This window comes from Streptomyces sp. NPDC097617 (assembly GCF_044761485.1).
In the GTDB taxonomy this organism is placed as follows: domain Bacteria; phylum Actinomycetota; class Actinomycetes; order Streptomycetales; family Streptomycetaceae; genus Streptomyces.
On sequence record NZ_JBIWCL010000005.1, the window covers coordinates 1 to 21593 of the forward strand.

The following is a 21593-nucleotide window of genomic DNA, read 5'->3' on the forward strand; positions in this document are numbered from 1 at the left end:
CAGACCGCGTGCCCACTCGCTACCCTGCACGTGAAAGGTGCCCCCGCCCGCTCATGATCCAGTCCTCAACAAGCCGGATCATCGCAGGCCACGGGGCACCTTTTGCATGCGGTGACAGAACGTCACAGTTCATGGAATCCACGGTGAAACACCGAGGCTGGGCCACGGCGATCATCCGCGCCTTCGAACGGATCCTCGCCCTGCCCCACCCCACCTGACCAGCACGAACGACCTCATCGAGCATCGAGAGGAGGCTCACCCGCAAGCTCCGGGACCGTGGAACCCGACGTCATCCGGCACGTCAGCCGACGCGCACCCCTGACCGGAACCGTCCCCGGACAGGAATCAACGCGACATCACGGACGCAAGACCAACCGGACGTCGCCGTGAAACAACGAGGCCAGATCGGCCACGCGATACCCCAAACGTCGGATTGTGACTGATGGTCATGTGAAGAGATCGGCCAACCTGTCGTAATACCGCATCCGCGCGGTGACAGAGCTGCGGGCGGCCTTCAAGTAGTTCTCGGCCAGTGACGGATCGTGCGCGATCAGCTCGGATGCTATATGCGCGATGAGGGCGGAGTGCTCCGTATCCTCATAGATGTTGGCGTTCAGGAAGTCGCCGTGTTCGACTTCCGGTGCAGCGCTTTCGAAAGCGCTTTTGACGGCCCCGTATTCGGGGACCAGCATCTGCTCGTTCCCCACTCCGAGCGCGCCCAGCGCGCCGATCGGTGAGCTCATGGAGGAGGCCAGGTCGCGTAGGAAGTCGTAGGTCGGTTCGGCCGGCGTGACGGAGTCGGGGGCTATGCCCATGCTGTCCGCCAGCCTGTGCAGCAGCCACGGGTGCGACGCCCGTGCGACGCCGTCCTTCACCCCTCCGTGCTCCCCCTGCAACACCAGGCTGAAACGGGCCCGTTGGTGAACGTTGACGAGCGCGCTCGCCGTCAGGCCGAGCAACTGCGCGAACACCCCGGTCACGAACAGCTCCTGCGTCACCCAGAACTCCAGGGTGGGCCGCGACCTCCCGGCCAGGGCGAAGAACGGATGCCGCTCTACCCCGCTCTCGGGGACCAGCCGGCTCGCTTCCTCGACCACCGGGTGCAGGGGAAACGACCCGGTGGGCAGGAAACGCGCACCGTACTGCCATTGAACGAAGTTCGATTCCACGAGTTGGCTGGCTAACTCCGCGTTCCACGGTCCGGTCAACGCCATCGTGTTACCTCTTCCGTGTTGGGACGCCCGACGGTCAACACAAGCAAGGCGCTCTCATAGTGGCCCAGGAGAAGCAGATTTGGGGGCGGATTTATCGGAAAACTAAGGACGGACCGGCTACTGCCAGAGGCTCGGTGTGGTCAGCGGGGCGAGTGCGGGTTCCGGGGTGGAGGTCGGGGACGGGGCCGGCGGGGTGGGACGGCGTTCCGGGAGGGGCATGACCGCCGGGATCGGGGTCGTCTGGCCCAGGAAGACCCGGCGTACGACCCGTTCCGCCGCGTGGCCGTCGTCGAACTGGCAGAAGCGCGCCCGGAAGGCCGCCCGCAGCTGTGCGGAGCGCGAGCCCTGCCAGTGGCCGGTGGTGAAGATGTCCACCAGCTCGTCCTGGGTCCGGGCGATCGCCCCGGGTGGGCACGACCGCAGGTCGAAGTACGTGCCCCGGGCCGCCTCGTACGCCTCCCAGTCGTCCGCGTGGATCACGATCGGCCGGTCCAGCGCCGCGTAGTCGAACATCAGGGACGAGTAGTCCGTCACCAGTGCGTCCGAGGCCAGGGCCAGCTCCTCCACCGAGGGGTACGAGGAGACGTCGATCAGGCGCGGGTGCGTGTCCGGTGACGGCGGGAGGTCCGCGTACGTGAGGTGGGTGCGGGCGAGGATCGTGAAGCGCGGGCCCAGGTCCCGCAGGACGCGCTCGAAGTCCAGGTGCTCCGGCCGGCTGCGCCGGTAGTCGCGGTGTGTGGGCGCGTACAGGACGACCGTCGAGCCCGCCGGGATGCCCAGCCGTTCGCGCAGTTCCAGCACCTCGGCCGGGCCCGCCCGGTGGAAGACGTCGTTGCGCGGGTAGCCGTACTCCAGCGTCGTGTAGGAGGAGGGCACGGCCTTCTCCCAGACCAGGGTGGAGTGCCGGTTCGAGGACAGCAGGTAGTCCCACTGGTCGGCGCCGCGCAGCAACCCCGCGAAGTCCGGCGTCGGGGTGGCCGCCGGGCGGTCCTGGAGGTCGAGGCCGACGCGCTTGAGCGGGGTCCCGTGCTGCGTCTGGACGAGGATCTGGCCCCGGCGCTTGACCAGGGCGCGGTCGAAGTTGACGTTCGTGACCAGGTGGCCGGCCCGGGCCAGGGCGGTCCAGTACGCCGCCGAGCCCGGGCGCAGCGCCACCGTTTCGCGGGGCAGGGTCGAGGCGTGCGCCGGGTCGCAGATCCACGCCGTGCGCATCTGCGGCGCCAGCTCCCGCAGCTTGGCCTCGATCGCCGCCGGGTTGCAGGAGTAGCCGCCGTGCCAGTACGCGGAGAAGACCGCGAGCTCGGGGCGCAGCGGCAGCAGCCGCTGGATCCGGTAGTGCAGCCGCAGCCGGGACTCCCGCAGGCCCCGCCCCAGGGCCGAGGCTGCGCGGCCCAGCGCCAGTCCGGCCGAGCGCAGCGCCGACAGCAGCCGGTACGTGCGCCGGGTGCCCAGCCGCATCAGGGTGTGCCGGACCCGGTCGGTCCGAGACAGGGACAGCGGCAGGGTGCTGCTGCTGCCGGGGACGCGGTAGCGGCGCAGCAGGGCGCAGGCCCGGGCGAAGAACTCGGCCCGGGCGGCGCGCGGGAGGCGGCGCGGGTTGGCGTACAGGGTGCAGAAGTGCTCGGCCATCCGGCGGTGCAGGGTGGGGCGCCAGCGCTCCAGCTCGGGGCGGCCGGCGAGGTAGCCGAAGACCCGGTCGTACTGGTCGAAGATGTCGAGGTGGCGGCGGCTGGTGGTGGTCAGGATCGAGCCGGTGCGCCGCTGCCGGTAGTGGACGCAGACCCGGTCCAGGACGGCGACGGACTCCGCGGCCAGCAGCGCCGGGTAGGTCCAGGGGGTGTCCTCGTAGAAGCCGGGCGGGAAGGCGAGGCCCTCGCGTTCCACGTACTCGCGGCGGTAGGCCTTGTTCCACACGGCCATCAGCACGCCGAGGAGGGCCGGGCGGTCGGCGAGGCGGAAGCTGGCCGGGCCCTCCTCGGACAGCCGGTGGGAGAGGCGGTTGCGTACGAGCTCGCCCGACCAGAAGGTGCGCGCGTAGTCGTAGACCAGGACGTCGGGGGAGCCGGTGGCCTTCAGCCGGTCGGTGATGGCCTGCAGGGCGCCGGGGGCGAGGGTGTCGTCGCCGTCGAGGAAGATCAGGTAGTCGCCGCTCGCCCGCGCCAGGCCCGCGTTGCGGGCCGGTCCCAGGCCCAGGTTGTGCGCCAGGTGGACGACCGTCACCCGGGGGTCGCGGGCCGCGTACTCGTCGATGATCGAACCGCACGCGTCCGGGGAGGCGTCGTCGACCGCGATCAGCTCCAGATCCGGGTACGACTGCGTCAGGACGGAGTCCAGACTCTCCTGGAGGTAGGCCTGGACCTTGTACGCGGGCACGATGACGCTGAACCGGGGCACGGCACATCCAGGGGTCGGCGCGGGCATATGGCCCAGGAACCCCCGGCGTGGCGATCGGGTTACGCGGTGTGCGGCATTCGGGTTACGCAGTGTCAGCAGGGCATGTCACCGGCCCTGCGGAGGCCGGTTACTTGATCGCCCCGGCCATCACCCCCGAGACGAATTGCCGCTGGAAGGCGAAGAAGACGACGAGCGGGATCACCATCGACAGGAACGCGCCGGGTGCGAGCACGTCGATGTTGTTCCCGAACTGCCGTACCTGCTGCTGGAGCGCGACCGTGACCGGCGGGCTGGCGGAGTCCGCGAAGACCAGCGCCACCAGCATGTCGTTCCACACCCACAGGAACTGGAAGATGCCGAGCGAGGCGATCGCCGGACCGCCGAGCGGTAGCACCACCCGTGTGAACAGCCGCAGTTCACCCGCTCCGTCGAGGCGGGCGGCCTCCAGCAGTTCGCGCGGGATCTCCGCGAAGAAGTTGCGCAGCAGGAACACGGCGAAGGGCAGTCCGAAGGCGGTGTGGAAGAGGACCACTCCGGCCGTGGTCTCGAACAGCCCGATGGCGCCGAAGAGTTCGGAGACCGGGATCAGGGCCACCTGTACGGGGACCACGAGCAGCCCCACGACGAGGAGGAAGAGCCAGTCCCGGCCGGGGAACTCCAGCCAGGCGAAGGCGTATCCGGCGAACGCCCCGAGGGCCAGGACCAGCAGGGTCGCCGGGAAGGCGATCGCGAAGGTGTTCAGGAGGGAGCCGGTGATCGTGCCGCCCGCGAGAAGACGCTCGTAGTTGTCGGCCGTCAGCCGCGAGGGCGCGGTCAGCACCTGCCACCAGCCGCCGTTGTTGAGGTCGGTGGGGGAGAGGAAGGAGGAGAGCAGCAGCCCGAGCGTGGGCAGCAGCCAGAACAGCGCCGCGACGACCAGGAACACGCGCAGCGCGCCTGCGGCCAGCCGGCCCGTGGCACGCTCGGCGAACGTGGCCCTCGTGGGGTCCGGCGTCACGTCGGTACCGCTCATCGGGCCCCCTCCTTGCGCAGCCGGCGGATATTCACGAGCATCACCGGGATCACCAGCACCAGCAGCAGTACGGCGATGGCGCTGCCCAGCCCCGGATCGGCGTCCGTGCCGAAGGAGGTCCGGTACAGCTGGAGCGCCAGCACGTTCGCGTCGTCCTGGACCGCGCCCGGTGCGATCACGAAGACCAGGTCGAAGATCTTCATGACGTTGATGACGAGGGTGACGAGCACGACCGCGAGGACGGGCGCCAGCAGCGGGACGGTGATCCGGCGGAACACCTGCCACTCGTTCGCCCCGTCCACGCGCGCCGCCTCCAGCAGCTCACGCGGTACGGCGGCCAGTCCGGCCCCGATCAGCACCATCGCGAAACCGGCCCACATCCAAACGTACGCCCCGATGACCGCCGGGGTGACGAGCGACGGGCCGAGCCACTGCACCCCGCCGTACGCCTCGCGGAAGTTGGCCGCGGGCAGCCGCAGCAGGGCTCCGTCGGCCCTCGCGGACAGGGTGAAGGTGCCGTCGGCGCGGGCCGTCGCCGTATCGACCACCTTGCCGTCCTTGACCGCTTCGATCCGCATCCCGGCGAAGCCCTGCTCGGTCGGGTCGACCGCGTTGGTCGCGCCACCCCCGCCCCGGGTGAAGTCCTGCCAGACGGTGCCGGTCACCTTCCCCGGCTCGGCCGCGGAGCTGCCCGCGGTACGGGTGCCCTCCGGCAGGGCCTCAGGGGCCACGCCGACCAGCGGGAGCAGCACCGGGGTGCCCGCGCGGACCGGGTCGCGGGTCGTGAAGGCGCCGCCGCCGGCGTCCGTGAGCGGCGAGTCCCGGCCCGGGCGGGCCTTGGGGAAGGCCGAGGACTGCGCGAAGGTGTCGTGGACCCCGACCCAGACCGCGTTGGCGATCCCGCGGTCGGGGTCGTGGTCGTAGACCAGCCGGAAGATGATGCCCGAAGCCAGCATCGAGATCGCCATCGGCATGAACACCAGCAGCTTGAACGCCGTTCCCCAGCGCACCCGTTCGGTGAGCACCGCGAAGATCAGGCCGAGGGCGGTGGCCGTGACCGGGGCGAGCACCACCCAGAGCGCGGTGTTCTTCAGCGCGGTGCGGATCGTGTCGTCGCGGAGGATCTCCCGGTAGTTGTCGCCCCCGACGAAGGTGTCGCCGGAGCGGTCGAAGAAGCTGCGGTAGAGGGAGTAGCCGATCGGATGCACGACGAGCGCGCCGAGCAGTACGAGGGCCGGGAGGAGGAACGCGGCCGCGATCAGCCGGCGGCGGCGCGCCTCGGCGGAGACGCCCTTGCCGGGGGCGCCCTTCGAGGACACCCCCTTCGAGGAGACACCGTTCGAGGAACCGCCCTTCGTCGGGTCGCCCTTCGTCGGGTCGCCCTTCGCCGGGACGCCGTTCGCGGGGACGGCCTTCCCGGAGGAGCCCTGTGCGGCAGAGGCCGACACGGGATCAGTTCCCGTAGGCCTTGGCCGCGTCCGCCTCCAGTTTCGCCTGGGTGCCCGCCACGTCCGACGGGTTCGCCAGGAAGTCCTGGAGCGCCTTCCACTCACCCGCGCCCGGGGTCCCGCCGAAGGCCGCCGGGGCCTGGTCCGACATGTCGAAGCGGAAGTCGTCGCCCGCGGCGATCAGCGCCTTGGCGATGTCCCGCTGGATGGTGTTCGGGTAGACGCCCGGGTCCACCGCCTTGTTCGGGGAGACGAAACCGCCCTCCCGGGCCTGGATCTCCGCCGCGTCCGCCGAGGCCAGGAAGGTCAACAGCGCCTGCGCCCCCTTCGACGGCTTCAGCGCGACCGCCACATCGCCGCCCGAGACCACCGGCGCCTTCTCGCCGACCGCAGGGAAGGGGAACACGAGGGCGTCCTCGCCCACCTTCGCCTCGGTCTGCGCGATGTTCACCGCCACGAAGTCGCCCTCGAAGACCATCGCCGCCGCGGGCCGGTCGCCGCCGGTGAAGGTCTGCGTCACCGACTTCGGGAACTCGGTGGACAGCGCCCCGCTCGGTCCGCCCGCCAGGAAGTCCTTGCGGCCGAACAGCTCGCCGAGCGTGGTCAGCGCCTGCTTGACGCTGTCGTCCGTCCACTTGAGCCGGTGCTTGGCCAGCTGGTCGTACTTCTCCGGCCCCGCCTGCGAGAGGTAGATGTTCTCGAACCAGTCGGTGAGGGTCCAGCCGTCCGCACCCGCCACCGAGACGGCCGCAGTACCGGAGGCGGACAGGGTGTCGGCCGCGGTGATCAGTTCCTTCCAGGTCTTCGGGGGCTGCACCCCCGCCGCCTCGAAGGCCTTCGCGTTGTACCAGATCAGCGACTTGTTGGCGGCCTTGTAGTAGACGCCGTACTGAGTGCCGTCGACCGCGCCGAGCTTCTTCCAGCCCGGCGAGTAGTTCGCGTCGAGCTGGGCCGCGGCCTCCGGGCCCACCGGCTGCGCCCACTTGTTCTGCACCGCCGAGACCAGCGCACCGACCTGCGGGAGCAGTGCGACGTCCGGCGGCGCCCCGCCCGCGATCTTCGTACCGAGGAAGGTGACGATCGGGTCCTGGGCCGGCACGAAGGTGACGGAGGCCCCCGTCCGCTTCTCGAACTCCTTCAGGACCTTGGTGAAGTTCTCCTGCTCCGGGCCCGTCCAGACCGCGGCGACCTCCAGCTTCTCGCCGGGCAGTTTCGGTAACTCCACCCGGGGCGCCGCGGCCGAGCTGCCCTCGGGGCCCTGCGGTTCCTTCTTCCCGCCGTCCCCGCACGCGGTGAGCGCGAGCGCGCCCGCCGCGGCGAGCGCCGTCCAGGTGAGTGTCGTACGGCTCGTTCCCTGCCTGCGCATGGTTCTGCCCCCGATGCCCGTGGTGTGTCCCGGACCACAAGGTCTACGCCGAGCCGTGCGACCCCGCAATACCGCGTCGCGGGGGCGCCCGCAGGCGTCAGGGCGCCGGCGGGAACAGCACCGGTATCGCCGAGACCAGGTGCGAGGCCCGGTCCAGGGCGCTGGCCAGCAGTGCGAGGTCGGTCGGCCCGTTGCCCAGCTCACGAACCGGGCGGCGGGCCGGAGGATCACCCATCCGCTCCCACTCCACCGGGACCACAGTCGGCCTCAGGGTCGCCGTCCGGGGGATCCGGCCGGTGACCCGGCCCGCCTGGAACGGGACGGTCCGCCCGTCCCCGAACCGGAGCAGGCCGCGGCCCGGGCCCGGCTGGTCGGGGGCGTCGAGCTCCACGCGCAGGGACGTCAGCCGGGCCAGCCCGGTCTCCGCCGTACGGTCCGGGCGGGCGCTGGTGGCCACCAGGTGCACGCCGAGCCGGGCGCCCTCGCGGGCCACCGCCTCCAGCGCCCGGACCACCGAGCCGGCGGCGGGGCGGCCCGTACTGCCCAGTCCCGGCGCGACCAGCGCGTCGAGGTCGTCCACGAGTACCACCAGGCGGGGCAGCGGGCTGGGCCCCGCCGGATCGGTCCGGGCCGTCGCGGCGCGCAGCCGGAGCGTGCCGGTGCGCTGCGGGTCGAGGTCGCCGCGTTGCTCGCCCGGGCTGGGGCGGCGGGGCGAGACCATCCGGTCGGCCACTTCGCGCTGCGCGTGCCACTCGGCGAAGGACAGCTCCGCCAGCAGTTCGGAGCGGCGCTTGAGCTCCGCGCCCAGCGCCTGCGCGAACTCCCGCATGCGCAGAGGATCGGAGGCGACCAGGTGCGCGCAGACGTGCGGCAGTTCGGTGCAGGGCAGGAGCCCGTCGCCGCGCTCGCCGCCGGCCCCGTCGAGGAGGAGCAGCCCGAGCCGGTCGGGCCGGGCGGCCGCGGACAGGGAGGCGGCCACCGAGCGCAGCAGCTCGGTCCGCCCGCTCCCGGCGGGCCCCTCGATGAGCAGGTGCGGGCCGTCGTGGACCAGCTCGGTGCCGACGGGCCCGCGCCGTCCGCTGCCCAGCACGATCTCGGCGAGGCCGCCCATGCCCTGCCCCTGGTCGGTGGCGGCGGCCCAGCGGGCCATCAGGGAGGCCGGGGTGGCCCGGGCCAGCCCCAGCTCGTCCAGCAGCCGCGCGGTGGCGGGCAGGGTGGCGGCGGCCGGCCGGTAGGCCGCGGCGGAGCCGCCCTCGGCGGTGCGCAGCGGGGCCAGGGCGCGCGCGAAGCGCTCGGCCCAGGCGGCGGAGACGGCGTCGGCGGTGGCGGTGCCCCCGACGGGGACCGGCCTGCCGCCGCTGATCTCGAAGGTCCGTACGGCCGTGGCCACATCGCCGCTGAGCAGCGCGACCGCGCCGCAGTGCCGGAAGGCGGGGGCGCCCGCGCAGGCGGCCTCGTACGTTTCGGCGACCGGCGAGGCGGGGGTGGCGGCCGGGGCCTCGGCGAGCACGAGTACGTGGATCCCGGCGGCCGGGCCGTGCGAGGCGAGTCGGCCGGTGACATCGCGCAGCGGGCCGGCACCGGGATCGCCGTCGATCACGACGAGCGTGTAGGGGCCCTCGTAGACGGCGGCGGCCCGGCGGATCTGCCCGGCGTCGGCGGCGGCCCAGTGCACGCCGAGCGGACCCTCGTCGAGGCGTCGCGTCAGCTCACCCGTACGGGCGACGGCCTGGTCGCGGTCGTACGCCAGGAGGAGCCGGCAGTCCTGGCCGTGCGCGGGCCGTACGTGGGGGAGCCAGCCGAGCCAGCCCCAGTCGCGCCGCCGGTCGGCGAGGCCGCGCGCCCGGTCGGTGGAGACGAGCACGATCTCCAGCTGCCCCGGCGCGTGCAGGCCGGCCATCTGGGCGACCAGCCAGCGGGCGACGCCGGCCAGCCGGGCTCGCGGGCCCGCGAGTCCGAGGGCGCCGACGGCGGGCAGGGACACCCGGCTCCCGGCGCCGAGCCCCATGTCCAGCACGGCGAGCTGCCCGGTCGTACGGGACCACAGGCGCTCGGTGGGGCCCATGGCGGCCAGCAGCAGCGCGGCGGGGTCGTCGGGGTCGGGTGCGGCGGGCACCGGTTCCTGCGGGGCCTCGGCGGGCTCCTCGCCCCGCACCCACTTGCGGGCCCAGGCCCCGATCGCCTTGCGCCGTCCCGGCCCGGCGGCCGGGCCGAGGACGTCGGAGGCCTCGGGGAGTTCGGGGGCGTCCGGCGCGGTGGCGACCGGGGCGGCAAGGGCGGCGGGATCCGCCCCGGGCGGCGGGCCGGGGAGCGGGCCGGGGCCCTCGGGCCGGGCGGAGACCGAGAGGTGGCCCTGGAGGTCCGGGGTCACCGGCAGCGCGGGAGCGCCCGAGGGCGCCAGCCGCAGGGTGGACTCGCCGACCCTCAGCAGCGCCCCCGGGGGCAGCGCGACGGGCTGCGGCCCCACCGGGGCGCCGTCCAGGGTGGTGCCGTTCGTGGAGTTCAGGTCGGCGACCGCGACCCGCCCGTCGCGGATCACCGTCACCGCGCAGTGCAGCCGGGAGACGTCGGGGTCGTCCAGCGGGACGTCGGCGTCGGCGGAGCGGCCGACCCGGATCTGTCCGCTGTGCAGCAGGTGCACCCCGCCCGCGTCGGGTCCGGCGACGACGTGCAGCTGGGGTGCGCCGAGGCCCTCCTCGGGCAGGACGTCCGGCACCGGTCCGTGCAGCGCCACGACCGCGCCGTCCACGAGGGGCGGTTCGCCGAGCACCCGCCGCTGGAGGTCGAGGCGCTCGGAGCCGGCGTACAGCACGACCGTGCCCCCGGTGTCGGGTCCGCCGACGGTCGCCGCGAGCCCGGAGGCGACCGCGGCCAGCGCGGTGCCGACGGGCGCGGTGACAAGTACGTCACAGCTCGCGGGGGCGGTCGCGGTCTGGTGGCCGCTGCGCGACCCAAGGACGGTCAGCCGGATCTGCATCGCCGTCAGCGGTCCCTTCTGCGCGGTGCGCGGTGTGTGCGCCCGGCAGGGGAATCTCCCGTGACATGACCGTCCGGTCGCCCCCCACCCGGCACGGACGCGTCGTCCGGTCAGGTCTGCCCGGAAGGCGGGGCTCCCGTCCCGTGCCGTTCCGTACATGTGCATCCTCGCACCTGTCACGGACAACACGCCCGGCACCCGGCAACAAATGATCTTGATGTGATCCGACCCGGGCCGGACCCTGGCCGGATCCGGACGGCGAGGTGGCGAAAGACGGGAAAATCGCCTCCGGCATACCCCACAAACGTCACCCTCCGTACATATGTGCGGCAACCAACCTCCGCGGCCCCGCGTCTTTGGGACACCCCCTAGAGTGGGCCGGAAAACCAATCAGCAGATCGACCACAGCAGACGACAGCAGGGGAGCGCGAGACGTGCGGCCAGTCGGCAGCAAATACCTGCTCGAGGAGCCGCTCGGGCGCGGCGCCACGGGCACTGTCTGGCGTGCACGCCAGAGGGAGGCCGCCGGCGCGGAGGCGGCCGTCGCGGGCCAGCCCGGCGAGACCGTGGCCATCAAGGTCCTCAAGGAGGAGCTGGCCCAGGACCCCGACATCGTCATGCGCTTCCTGCGGGAGCGCTCGGTCCTGCTGCGCCTGACCCACCCCAACATCGTGCGCACCCGCGACCTCGTCGTCGAGGGTGATCTGCTGGCCCTGGTCATGGACCTGATCGACGGCCCGGACCTGCACCGCTACCTCCGCGAGAACGGCCCCTTCACGCCCGTCGCCGCGAGCCTGCTGACCGCGCAGATCGCGGACGCCCTCGCCGCCAGCCACGCCGACGGAGTGGTCCACCGCGACCTGAAGCCGGCCAACGTGCTGCTCGACGAGCGCGGCGGACAGATGAAGCCGATGCTCACCGACTTCGGCATCGCCCGCCTCGCGGACTCCCCGGGCCTGACGCGCACCCACGAGTTCGTCGGCACCCCCGCCTACGTCGCCCCCGAGTCCGCGGAGGGCCGCCCGCAGACCTCCGCCGTCGACATCTACGGCGCCGGTATCCTCCTCTACGAGCTGCTCACCGGGCGCCCACCGTTCGCCGGCGGTAGCGCGCTCGAAGTGCTCCACCGCCACCTCAGCGAGGACCCGCAGCGGCCCTCGACCGTGCCCGAGCCGCTGTGGACGGTGATCGAGCGCTGCCTGCGCAAGGAGCCGAACGAGCGCCCGAGTGCCCAGAGCCTGGCCCGCGGGCTGCGCGTGGTGGCCGCCGGCATCGGCGTGCACTCCTCGGCCGCCGAGGTGGAGGCCGCGCTCGGTGTGGGCGCGCTGCTCGCGCCCGACCCCTCGCCGGCCCCGGTCCCCGAGACCCCCGGCGCCGCCGACCCCACCCAGATGCTCCCCGGGACGGGCGCGCAGGCCGGCGCCTACGACCCGAACGGCATGACCAGCGTCCTGCCGCCGGTCGGTGCGGCCGACGCCACCTCGGTGATGCCCCCGGTGCAGCGGCCCGACCAGCCGCATCCGTGGCAGTCGCAGATGCAGGCCGCCCGCGACCGCAACGAGCAGACGCAGATCCAGTACCTCGACCCGAACGAGGACCCCCTGCGCCGCCGCCCGCAGCGACAGGCGCCTCCGCCGCCGCAGCACCGGCCCCAGCAGCAGCCGCAGCAGCCGTACCGTCAGGGCCCGCCGCCCCAGCAGCAGCAGTACCAGCAGCAGCCTCAGCAGCAGCAGTACCGCCAGCCGCAGCAGCCGCCCCAGCAGCAGTACGCGCCTCCGCCGCCGCAGCACTACCAGCCGCAGCAGCACCAGCCCCAGCCGTACCAGCAGCAGCCTCAGCCGCAGCAGCCCCAGTACCGCCAGCCTCAGCAGCAGCCTCCGCAGGCCCCGCCGCAGCAGCGGCCGGCCCCCCGGGAGCCGCGCGAGCCCCGCCGCAGCGCCAACCCGGTGCGGATCCCCGGCCTCGGCTGCCTCAAGGGCTGCCTGGTGCTGATCCTGGTGTTCTTCGTCGCCGGCTGGCTGGTCTGGGAGCTGACCCCGCTCCAGGAGTGGGTCGGCACCGGCAAGGGCTGGTGGGACCAGGTGTGGACCTGGGGCTCCGGAGTCGTCGACTGGGTCAGCACGATCGGGGACTCCGCGGGCTCCTCGGGCTCGACGAATCCCTGACGGGGGCTCTCGGAGCGCCGACTTCGTGGATTTGTCGACTTCTGGGACGTGATTTCTTGTGCAGAAGTGAAGGTCGCCGCGAATCCGGCCCCCTGCTGGCCTCCAACGCCCACTCGGCCGCGTAGCTTTGGTGCGTACGCCAGCCGCTGAGGGAGCAGTCGTGGCACGGAAGATCGGCAGCCGGTACACCGCGCACCAGATCCTGGGGCGCGGCAGCGCGGGCACGGTGTGGCTGGGCGAGGGGCCTGACGGGCCCGTCGCCGTCAAACTGCTGCGCGAGGACCTCGCGTCCGACCAGGAACTCGTCGGGCGGTTCGTCCAGGAGCGCAGCGCGCTGCTCGGCCTGGAGCACCCGCACGTCGTGTCCGTCCGCGACCTCGTCGTGGACGGCACCGACCTCGCCCTCGTCATGGACCTCGTCCGCGGTACGGACCTGCGCACGCGCCTCGACCGCGAGCGGCGGCTCGCCCCCGAGGCGGCCGTGGCGATCGTCGCGGACGTCGCCGACGCGCTGGCCGCGGCGCACGCGGCGGGGGTCGTCCACCGGGACGTCAAGCCGGAGAACGTCCTGCTGGACATGCAGGGCCCGCTCGGCCCCGGCGGTTCGCACCCGGCGCTGCTGACCGACTTCGGCGTGGCCAAGCTGATCGACTCCCCGCGGCGGGCGTCCGCGGGCCGCTCCTCGGCGCCGACGACCCGGATCATCGGCACCCCGGACTACCTGGCGCCGGAGATCGTGGAGGGCCTGCCCCCGCGCGCCGCGGTGGACATATATGCCCTGGCCACGGTCCTGTACGAGCTGCTGGCCGGCTTCACCCCCTTCGGTGGGGGCCACCCGGGCGCGGTCCTTCGGCGGCACGTGACCGAGACGGTGGTCCCGCTGCCCGGGATCCCCGACGAGCTGTGGCAGCTCATCGTGCAGTGCCTGGCCAAGGCTCCGGCCTCGCGGCTGCGGGCCTCGGAGCTGTCGGTCCGGCTGCGGGACCTGCTGCCGATGCTGGCCGGGATGCCGCCGCTGGACGTGGACGAGCCGGACGACGCGGATCCGGACCCCGAGCCCTCGGAGGAACCGGCGGCGGACCCGGTCCGGCGGCGGGGCGTGGTCCCGCTGGTGCCGGGCTCGGCGACGGACTCCAACCGGGACACCCACACCTCGATGCGCGTGCCGGGGCCGGACGAGCTGGCGGGCGGGGCCCTGGGCACCGCCCGCGTGCCGCGCCCGGCGGGCGGCCACCGGCCGGGCTCCGCCCGCCACCGCGCGGAGGCCGCGCGCAAGCGGCGGCTGGTCCTGTCCGTATCGGCCCTGGCGCTGGCCGCGGCGATCGGCCTGGGCACGTGGCTCGCCGTCTCGGGCGACGGGTCGGCCCCCCGGCAGGACAACAAGCAGTCGGTGCCGCGGGTCCCGTGAGGCCGTGCGGCGCCGTGGCCGGGGGCGCCGCCCCCGGACCCCCGCGCCTCGAACGCCGGCGAGGCCGGGTCTTGCGGCCGTCCGGCGATTGAGGACCCGGCCCGGGCGGAGCCCGGGAAACGGCGAAGGGGCGGGACGGGGCGGGGAGAGAGTTCCGCGCAGCGGACGCCCGCGGCCGGTTCGGCTAGGCCGGGACCAGCTCCGGGTGCCAGCGGCGGGCCACCGCCGGGTGGGCGCGGACCCAGCCCTTCAGCTCGTTGCGGCCGTACTCGGCGTGCAGCGGGTTCGAGTCGTCGTGCGCGACCCCCGGCGCGGAGCGCAGGTAGTCGCCCGGGACGGTCTCGATCACCGCGTCCAGCCGCGGGTTGTAGAAGAACGGCACCGAGTACCGCTCCACCGCTCCCGGCGGGCTGACCACCCGGTGGTCGGTCGCCGTCAGGTAGCCCTCGGTCGCGATCTCCAGCAGCTCGCCCAGGTTCACCACGAACGCTCCCGGCATCGGCGGCACGTCCTGGTAGCCGCCGTCCCGCACCACCTGGAGGCCGCCCACCGAGTCCTGGAGCAGCAGCGTCAGGAATCCGTAGTCCTTGTGCGCGCCGACCCCCTGGTCGGCGCCGGAGGGGGCCGATCCCGGGTAGCGGATCAGCTTGGTGTGCAGGTGGGGGCGGTCCGCGAAGGCCGCGTCGAAGAAGTCCGCCGGGGCGCCGATCGCGACGAGCAGCTCCTGGAGCAGGCGGTGGGCCACGGCCGCGAGCCGCGACTGCCAGTCCAGGACCACGCTTCGGAGCTCGGGGAGGGCGGCGGGCCACTGGTTCGGGCCCTCCAGCCACAGGTAGGCCGGGGCGTCCGGCCCCAGGGCCGGCGCCACGCGCTCCGCGCCGACGTCCAGCTGGTCCCGCCAGTCGGAGGCCCCGCCGGTCAGCTCGTGGCCGATCCGGGTGTAGCCGCGGAAGTGCGGCGACTTCAAGTTGCTGACCGCCAGCCGGTCGGCCTCCGGGAGGGCGAAGAACGTCCTGGTCAGTTCGAGGATGCGGGCACTCTCGGCGGCGGTGACGCCGTGCCCGGTCAGGTGCAGGAAACCGGTGTCCCTGGCGGCTGCGTGCAGCTTCTTCAGGAATTCGGCCCGCTGGGCCGGGTCGTCCGCCTGGGAGAGGTCCAGGACGGGGAGGGTGTGCGCGGACGGCATGACGGCTCCGTTTCGGGATGTCACGGGGTCCTGTTCCCCAGAGGTGGTGGGGGCCGCGGGGCAGGGGGAGGGTCTCCGGCAGGGGTGGTGCCGGGACCGCGGGAGCCGCGCGTACAGGACCAAGTCGGATCGGGGTGGATCAGGCTTGGGTTCGGTCCGGCGGCTGACAGCTCGTCGTCGTGACACGCATGTGGTCCACATGGCGGCGCTTGACGAGGAGAACGGTCATACGGTGAGCGTACGCCCGTGCGAGCCATCATCAGAACGGGTGATCCGGCCTGCCCGGACGGCGTTGTCCGGGGACCGGCTACGCTGGACCCGTGGCAGTCGTCGATGTTTCCGAAGAGCTGAAGTCCCTCTCCTCGACCATGGGGTCGATCGAGGCCGTCCTGGACCTCGACAAGCTGAGGGCAGATATCGCCGTGCTCGAGGAGCAGGCCGCCGCGCCGTCCCTGTGGGACGACCCGGAGGCCGCTCAGAAGATCACGAGCAAGCTGTCGCACCTCCAGGCCGAGGTCCGCAAGACCGAGACCCTGCGCGGGCGGATCGACGACCTCGCGGTCCTCTTCGAGCTCGCCCAGGAGATGGACGACGCGGACACCCTCGCGGAGGCCGAGACCGAGCTGGTCTCCGTCCGCAAGGCACTGGACGAGATGGAGGTCCGGACCCTGCTCTCCGGCGAGTACGCCGAGCGCGAGGCCCTGGTCAACATCCGCGCCGAGGCCGGCGGCGTCGACGCCTCCGACTTCGCCGAGCGCCTCCAGCGCATGTACCTGCGCTGGGCCGAGCGGCACGGCTACTCGACCGAGATCTACGAGACCTCGTACGCGGAAGAGGCCGGCATCAAGTCGACCACCTTCGTCGTCAAGGCCCCGTACGCCTACGGAACGCTCTCCGTCGAGCAGGGCACGCACCGCCTCGTGCGCATCTCGCCCTTCGACAACCAGGGCCGCCGCCAGACCTCCTTCGCGGGCGTCGAGGTGCTCCCGGTCGTCGAGACCAGCGACCACGTCGAGATCGACGAGACCGAGCTGCGCGTCGACGTGTACCGCGCCTCCGGCCCCGGTGGCCAGGGCGTCAACACCACCGACTCGGCGGTGCGCATCACGCACCTGCCGACCGGCATCGTCGTGTCCTGCCAGAACGAGCGCTCGCAGATCCAGAACAAGGCCAGTGCGATGAACGTCCTCCAGGCCAAGCTGCTCGAGCGGCGCCGCCAGGAGGAGAAGGACAAGATGGACGCCCTCAAGGACGGCGGCAGCTCCTGGGGCAACCAGATGCGCTCCTACGTCCTGCACCCGTACCAGATGGTCAAGGACCTGCGGACGGAGTTCGAGGTCGGCAACCCGCAGGCGGTGCTCGACGGTGAGATCGACGGCTTCCTGGAGGCCGGAATCCGCTGGCGCAAGCAGCAGGAGCAGACCGCGTAACGGCGCGGAACATGTGGAAGGGCCCGGACACCAGGTGTCCGGGCCCTTCTCGCGTGTGTGATCGGTACGCGGCACGGATACCGCGCGCACCGTAGCGGGGCGTGCCGGGCGCTCTAGGCGGCGTGCTGGGCCACCAGCGCCAGAGCTGCCACGAGTACCACCATGAGCACGATGAGGGTCACGGGGTTCAGGCCGGAGAAGGGGCTGCCCTCCTGCTGGAGGCGCTCCCGATTCGCCCGGCACACCGGGCAGCGGCCCTGGCTGACGGGTGCGGCGCAGTTCGCGCACACGAGCCGGTCATATGTCATGCGCTCCTCCTCTCATCGCCTCGGTCTTCTCGTTGCGTATAACGGTGTGAGGAACCAGACCGTTCCCCCTACCACTGTGCCAGCTTCGCCGACATTCGGCGCGGCCCGTCCGGGCAATCACGGTCCTGACGCCCCGCACCCCGGGATAAATCGGGCAAGTCCTGAGGCCGGGTCCACACCTCGCGCCCGTTCGCGTATGGTCACGCACACCTACTCCCGGCGACCGTGGTGCACCCGTGATCCGATTCGACAGTGTCTCCAAGTCCTACCCGAAGCAGAGCCATCCCGCCCTCAGAGAAGTCTCCCTCGATATCGCGAAGGGCGAGTTCGTCTTCCTGGTCGGCTCCTCCGGCTCCGGCAAGTCCACGTTCCTGCGCCTGATCCTGCGCGAGGAACGGGCGAGCCACGGCCAGGTGCACGTCCTGGGCAAGGACCTCGCCAAGCTCTCCAACTGGAAGGTTCCGCAGATGCGGCGCCAGTTGGGGACCGTCTTCCAGGACTTCCGCCTGCTGCCCAGCAAGACGGTGGCCGAGAACGTGGCCTTCGCCCAGGAGGTCATCGGCAGGCCGCGCGGCGAGATCCGCAAGGCCGTCCCGCAGGTCCTCGAACTCGTGGGCCTGGGCGGCAAGGAGGACCGCATGCCGGGCGAGCTCTCCGGCGGTGAGCAGCAGCGCGTGGCCATCGCCCGCGCCTTCGTCAACCGCCCCGCCCTGCTGATCGCGGACGAGCCCACCGGCAACCTCGACCCGCAGACCTCGGTCGGGATCATGAAGCTGCTGGACCGGATCAACCGGACCGGCACCACGGTGATCATGGCCACCCACGACCAGCAGATCGTCGACCAGATGCGCAAGCGCGTCATCGAACTCGAAAAGGGCCGACTCGTGCGCGACCAGTCGCGCGGCGTCTACGGCTACCAGCACTGAAAGGTCCCTGAGACGCAATGCGCGCCCAGTTCGTCATGTCGGAGATCGGCGTCGGTCTCCGTCGCAATCTCACCATGACCTTCGCGGTCATCATCTCCGTGGCCCTCTCGCTGGCCCTGTTCGGCGGTTCCCTGCTCATGCGCGAGCAGGTGAGCCGGATGAAGGGCTTCTGGTACGACAAGGCCAATGTCTCGATCTACCTCTGCAACAAGCAGGACGCCCAGGAGGCCGGCGAGGCCGCCGCCAAGCCGGACGGTTCGGCGGCCGGCTCCGGCGGTGTCGCCACCTGCCGCAAGGGCGCCGTGACCGACGAGCAGAAGAAGCAGATCGAGTCCGAGCTCAAGCAGCTGACGCTGGTCAAGAGCGTCGCGTACGAGTCGGCGGACGAGGCGTACAAGCACTATCAGGAGCAGTACGGGCACACCGCGCTCGCCTCCTCCATCACGCCCGACCAGATGCAGGAGTCCTTCCGGGTCAAGCTCAAGAACCCGGAGAAGTACAAGGTGGTCACCTCCGCCTTCGCCGGCCGCGACGGCATCCACACCGTCGACGACCAGCGCAAGGAGATCGACGACCTCTTCCGGATCCTCAACTACCTCAACTACGCGGCCCTCGGCATCATGTTGATCATGCTGATCGTGGCGCTGCTGCTGATCGTCAACACCGTGCGCGTCTCGGCGTTCAGCCGCAGGCGGGAGACCGGGATCATGCGGCTGGTGGGTGCCTCCAGCTTCTACATCCAGGTCCCCTTCATCATGGAGGCGGCCGTGGCCGGCCTCATCGGCGCGCTCTTCGCGTGCGCGATGCTGGTCTCCGGCCAGTACTTCGTGATCGACCACGGCGTCGGGCTGCGGGACAAGATCCAGCTCATCGACTTCATGGGCTGGGGATCGGTGCTGGCCAAGCTGCCGTACGTACTCTTCATCGGCCTCTTGATGCCCTCTGTGGCCGCCTTCATCGCCCTGCGCAAGTACCTGAAGGTGTGACAAGCGCCCCGCGAGCGGTACGGGCAACCACCCGTACCGGCGCGGGGCTTGTCCTAGACTCGGCGCCATGCTGGGCTTGCCGAGTATTGCCGCCTTCTGTCTCCGGCCCCGCGACCTGCGTCGCGGGGCCGTTTTGACGTTGGCCTTCCTTGCCGCTGTCGGCGCCGGGGCCTACACCGGCTGCTGGGACCGCGAGGAGGGCGCCGCCGCAGCCGCCGCGGCCCTGGCCGACGTCCCCGCGCCCGAGGCCCCGCGCCAGGCGGGCACCGCCGACCGGGACGCGGTCGCCCGGGCTGCCGCGGAGGCCGTCGCCGAGGGGAAGTCCGGGAAGAAGGCCGCCCAGGAGGTGGTCAGCCGCAGCGGCGACCGCTGGGGCACCGTCTACGACCAGGGCGAGTACCAGGCCTTCTCCGAGGGCCTCGACGGCCTCTGGACCGGCGTCGGGGTATGGGCCGAGCGGGCCCGGGACGGCATGATCAAGGTCGACAAGATCCAGCCGGGCAGTCCCGCCGCCCGAGCCGGACTGCGCGCCGGGGACCGGCTGCTGAGCGTCGACGGGCACGCCGTGACCGGCCTGGCCGTGGCCGACGTGGTCGCCCTGCTGCGCGGTGAGGCCGGCACCCCCGTCGTGCTGAACCTGAGCCGCGACGGCGCCGACCTCACCGAGACCGTGCGCCGCGAGCAGCTGCGCAACGAGCCGGTGACCGTGCGCCAGCGTCCGGACGGGGTCACGGTCATCAAGGTGGCCTCCTTCACCCGAGGTTCCGGCGAGCGCGTCAAGGCCGCCGTCCGCGCGGCCCCGGCCGGCGAGGGGGTCGTGCTCGACCTGCGCGGCAACCCGGGCGGCCTGGTCGCCGAGGCGGTCACCGCCGCCTCGGCCTTCCTGAACGGCGGACTCGTGGCCACCTACGACGTACGGGGCGAGCAGCGGGTCCTGTACGCGGCCGAGGGCGGGGACACCGCCCGGCCGCTGGTGGCCCTCGTCGACGGCGGCACGATGAGCGCGGCCGAGCTGGTGACGGGCGCCCTGCAGGACCGGGGCCGGGCGGTGGCGGTGGGCAGCCGGACCTTCGGCAAGGGCTCGGTGCAGATGCCGACCGAGCTGCCGGACGGCTCGGTGGCCGAGCTGACGGTGGGCACGTACCGCACACCGGCGGGCCGGAGCCTGGACGGCGAGGGCATCACCCCCGACGTGCCGGCGGGCGAACGGGTCGAGGAACGGGCGGTCACAGTATTGGGTGGCCTCGGGGTGGGTCCGTAGTGCGAAAATGACCGCACTATGGCTAAGGAAAAAGGGCGCAAGATGATCGCCCAGAACAAGAAGGCGCGCCACGACTACGCGATCCTCGACACCTACGAGTGCGGTCTCGTGCTCACGGGTACCGAGGTCAAGTCCATGCGCCAGGGCCGGGCCTCGCTGGTGGACGGCTTCGTGTCGGTGGAGAGCGGGGAGGCCTGGCTCTACAACGTGCACGTGCCGGAGTACAGCCAGGGCACCTGGACGAACCACAGCGCCCGGCGCAAGCGCAAGCTCCTCATGCACCGCGAGGAGATCGACAAGCTGGAGCGCAAGGCGGACGAGGCGGGTCACACGATCGTGCCGCTGTCGCTGTACTTCAAGGACGGCCGGGCGAAGGTCGAGATCGCGCTGGCGAAGGGCAAGAAGGAGTACGACAAGCGGCAGACCATGCGGGAGAAGCAGGACACCCGTGAGACGAACCGGACGATCTCGGCCATCCGTCGCAAGCAGCGCGGCACGGTTTAATCATCTGGCACGCGGTGGTCCACTTCGCGTACCATGGTGTCAGCACCGCCCCCCAGGGGTCGGGGCACCTTGAAAAAACAACATGGGGATGATCGGTTTCGACAGCGGATGTCGATGCAGGGGAAGCGAGCCGAGGAAGCGGCAATGATCTCGCTAACCATATGTCGCAAACAATAATCGCCAACTCCAAGAGCGATAACTCCCGCTTCACCCTCGCTGCCTAATAACAGTGAGCTGAAGCCTCTGTGAGGAGCGTCAGCCCGGAAGTGGTCCCGGTCCGGATCCTGGCGTCAATTAGGGATCTAAACCTCTAGCCCCGGTCACGGGGGTTGGAGGGAAAACAAACAGTGACTGAGCCCGTCGGAGACTTGTCCGTGTGATCTCCGGGGCTGAGAAAAGCGCAGCGGACTGCGCTCGGAGAAGCCCTGCTTCTGCACCGTTGGACGCGGGTTCGATTCCCGCCATCTCCACCACCCCATGTGGGCAAAGGCCCCGCAGCCTCTCGGCTGCGGGGCCTTTGTCATGGGGGAAGCATCCGCCCGGCGCTGCCGTTGGCGGTACGGTGCGGAGCCGACTCCGGAGCGGAGTTCCAGCGAGGAGGACACGTGAGTGCGCCGATCCCCGACGAGAGCGGGCCGCTGATCCCCATGCCGGATCTCACGCCTGCCGCCCTTCGTGAGGCCGTCGCGAAGATCGCGCCAAGCCGCGTCCCCGACCTGACACAGCACCTCTTCGAAGTGACGACGAGTGCCCAGCAGACGCAGTCGCCGGCTCCTCTCCGAGCCTTCATCCACTCCTGGGCCGTATTCGTCGAGATCGAACGCCACCCCCGGAGGTCCGCACGCCTCCACGCCCTGGAACGGCTGGTCCAGGAAGGGGTGGAGGATCCCGGGCCCGCACTGGCCGAGATCCAGCAGATCCTCGACAAAGCAGAGGCCGAGACCGGCCTGTGAGCGACTGGACCTGGGACTACAACACTGACGATTCCGCACACATCACCGGTGGCTT

At 71.8% G+C, this 21593-nt stretch carries 16 protein-coding genes and 1 other RNA gene; 9 read left to right on the plus strand and 8 right to left on the minus strand.

The annotated features are described in order from the left end of the window. Nucleotides 1-446: 446 nt before the first annotated feature. From ACIQZO_RS10990 to ACIQZO_RS11015, 6 genes are all read right to left on the minus strand, one after another. The gene (locus ACIQZO_RS10990; protein WP_403623423.1) at nucleotides 447-1214 is read right to left on the minus strand and encodes an iron-containing redox enzyme family protein; all 768 of its coding nucleotides are present in this window, start codon (nucleotides 1212-1214) and stop codon (nucleotides 447-449) included. A gap of 117 nt (nucleotides 1215-1331) precedes the next feature. After that, nucleotides 1332-3608, minus strand: a complete 2277-nt coding sequence (locus ACIQZO_RS10995) for a CDP-glycerol glycerophosphotransferase family protein (protein WP_403623425.1) — start codon at nucleotides 3606-3608, stop codon at nucleotides 1332-1334. 127 nt (nucleotides 3609-3735) lie between these two features. Continuing rightward, a complete protein-coding gene (locus tag ACIQZO_RS11000) occupies nucleotides 3736-4620 on the minus strand; it encodes a carbohydrate ABC transporter permease (protein ID WP_403623428.1) in 885 nt (294 codons plus the stop codon). Beyond that, on the minus strand, nucleotides 4617-5939 hold the full coding sequence (locus ACIQZO_RS11005; RefSeq protein ID WP_403624236.1) for a carbohydrate ABC transporter permease: 1323 nt from the start codon (nucleotides 5937-5939) through the stop codon (nucleotides 4617-4619). Before ACIQZO_RS11005 ends, ACIQZO_RS11000 begins: the two co-directional genes overlap by 4 nt. A 133-nt stretch (nucleotides 5940-6072) precedes the next feature. Continuing rightward, a complete protein-coding gene (locus ACIQZO_RS11010) occupies nucleotides 6073-7434 on the minus strand; it encodes an ABC transporter substrate-binding protein (protein ID WP_403623431.1) in 1362 nt (453 codons plus the stop codon). A gap of 97 nt (nucleotides 7435-7531) precedes the next feature. After that, nucleotides 7532-10411 (minus strand): FHA domain-containing protein, encoded by a 2880-nt coding sequence (locus ACIQZO_RS11015; RefSeq protein ID WP_403623434.1) that lies wholly within the window; start codon nucleotides 10409-10411, stop codon nucleotides 7532-7534. Nucleotides 10412-10845: 434 nt separating this feature from the next. On the opposite strand from ACIQZO_RS11015, the gene ACIQZO_RS11020 reads away from it, so the two are divergent. Continuing rightward, nucleotides 10846-12576 (plus strand): protein kinase, encoded by a 1731-nt coding sequence (locus tag ACIQZO_RS11020; protein WP_403623437.1) that lies wholly within the window; start codon nucleotides 10846-10848, stop codon nucleotides 12574-12576. A 160-nt stretch (nucleotides 12577-12736) separates the two neighbouring features. Then, the gene (locus ACIQZO_RS11025) at nucleotides 12737-13984 is read left to right on the plus strand and encodes a serine/threonine-protein kinase (protein WP_403623439.1); all 1248 of its coding nucleotides are present in this window, start codon (nucleotides 12737-12739) and stop codon (nucleotides 13982-13984) included. A gap of 184 nt (nucleotides 13985-14168) precedes the next feature. Here the strand turns inward: ACIQZO_RS11025 and ACIQZO_RS11030 are convergent, their stop codons facing one another. Continuing rightward, complete coding sequence (locus tag ACIQZO_RS11030; protein ID WP_403623442.1) at nucleotides 14169-15170, minus strand: isopenicillin N synthase family dioxygenase; 1002 nt, start codon at nucleotides 15168-15170, stop codon at nucleotides 14169-14171. Between the two features lie 320 nt (nucleotides 15171-15490). Between ACIQZO_RS11030 and prfB the strand changes: the two genes are divergently transcribed. Then, complete coding sequence (prfB, locus tag ACIQZO_RS11035) at nucleotides 15491-16600, plus strand: peptide chain release factor 2 (RefSeq protein ID WP_327262728.1); 1110 nt, start codon at nucleotides 15491-15493, stop codon at nucleotides 16598-16600. A gap of 113 nt (nucleotides 16601-16713) precedes the next feature. Here prfB and ACIQZO_RS11040 read toward each other — a convergent pair whose 3' ends face one another. Next, nucleotides 16714-16908 (minus strand): hypothetical protein, encoded by a 195-nt coding sequence (locus ACIQZO_RS11040; RefSeq protein ID WP_030388650.1) that lies wholly within the window; start codon nucleotides 16906-16908, stop codon nucleotides 16714-16716. A 236-nt stretch (nucleotides 16909-17144) separates the two neighbouring features. Here ACIQZO_RS11040 and ftsE point away from each other — a divergent pair, with 236 nt between their 5' ends. The 6 genes from ftsE (at nucleotide 17145) to ACIQZO_RS11070 (ending at nucleotide 21538) form a co-directional block, all read left to right on the plus strand. Further along, a complete protein-coding gene (gene ftsE / locus ACIQZO_RS11045; protein ID WP_403623446.1) occupies nucleotides 17145-17834 on the plus strand; it encodes a cell division ATP-binding protein FtsE in 690 nt (229 codons plus the stop codon). Nucleotides 17835-17851: 17 nt separating this feature from the next. Then, nucleotides 17852-18820, plus strand: coding sequence for a permease-like cell division protein FtsX (gene ftsX / locus ACIQZO_RS11050; RefSeq protein ID WP_403623449.1), 969 nt, complete (start codon nucleotides 17852-17854; stop codon nucleotides 18818-18820). Between the two features lie 67 nt (nucleotides 18821-18887). Beyond that, nucleotides 18888-20081: a S41 family peptidase gene (locus tag ACIQZO_RS11055; protein WP_403623452.1), complete on the plus strand. Its 1194-nt coding sequence runs from the start codon at nucleotides 18888-18890 to the stop codon at nucleotides 20079-20081. Between the two features lie 18 nt (nucleotides 20082-20099). Beyond that, nucleotides 20100-20585, plus strand: coding sequence for an SsrA-binding protein SmpB (gene smpB, locus ACIQZO_RS11060; RefSeq protein ID WP_403623454.1), 486 nt, complete (start codon nucleotides 20100-20102; stop codon nucleotides 20583-20585). Nucleotides 20586-20669: 84 nt separating this feature from the next. After that, nucleotides 20670-21058, plus strand: a transfer-messenger RNA (tmRNA) gene (gene ssrA, locus ACIQZO_RS11065). Between the two features lie 132 nt (nucleotides 21059-21190). Continuing rightward, on the plus strand, nucleotides 21191-21538 hold the full coding sequence (locus ACIQZO_RS11070) for a hypothetical protein (RefSeq protein ID WP_403623457.1): 348 nt from the start codon (nucleotides 21191-21193) through the stop codon (nucleotides 21536-21538). The last annotated feature ends 55 nt before the right edge of the window (nucleotides 21539-21593 follow it).

Coding starts and splice junctions, on each gene's coding strand:
- ACIQZO_RS11010 (WP_403623431.1), bottom strand. CDS start 7,434: ATGCGCAGGCAGGGAACGAGCCGTACGACACTCACCTGGACGGCGCTC.
- ftsX (WP_403623449.1), top strand. CDS start 17,852: ATGCGCGCCCAGTTCGTCATGTCGGAGATCGGCGTCGGTCTCCGTCGC.
- ACIQZO_RS10990 (WP_403623423.1), bottom strand. CDS start 1,214: ATGGCGTTGACCGGACCGTGGAACGCGGAGTTAGCCAGCCAACTCGTG.
- ACIQZO_RS11055 (WP_403623452.1), top strand. CDS start 18,888: ATGCTGGGCTTGCCGAGTATTGCCGCCTTCTGTCTCCGGCCCCGCGAC.
- ACIQZO_RS11030 (WP_403623442.1), bottom strand. CDS start 15,170: ATGCCGTCCGCGCACACCCTCCCCGTCCTGGACCTCTCCCAGGCGGAC.
- ACIQZO_RS11015 (WP_403623434.1), bottom strand. CDS start 10,411: ATGCAGATCCGGCTGACCGTCCTTGGGTCGCGCAGCGGCCACCAGACC.
- ACIQZO_RS11000 (WP_403623428.1), bottom strand. CDS start 4,620: ATGAGCGGTACCGACGTGACGCCGGACCCCACGAGGGCCACGTTCGCC.
- smpB (WP_403623454.1), top strand. CDS start 20,100: ATGGCTAAGGAAAAAGGGCGCAAGATGATCGCCCAGAACAAGAAGGCG.
- ACIQZO_RS11040 (WP_030388650.1), bottom strand. CDS start 16,908: ATGACATATGACCGGCTCGTGTGCGCGAACTGCGCCGCACCCGTCAGC.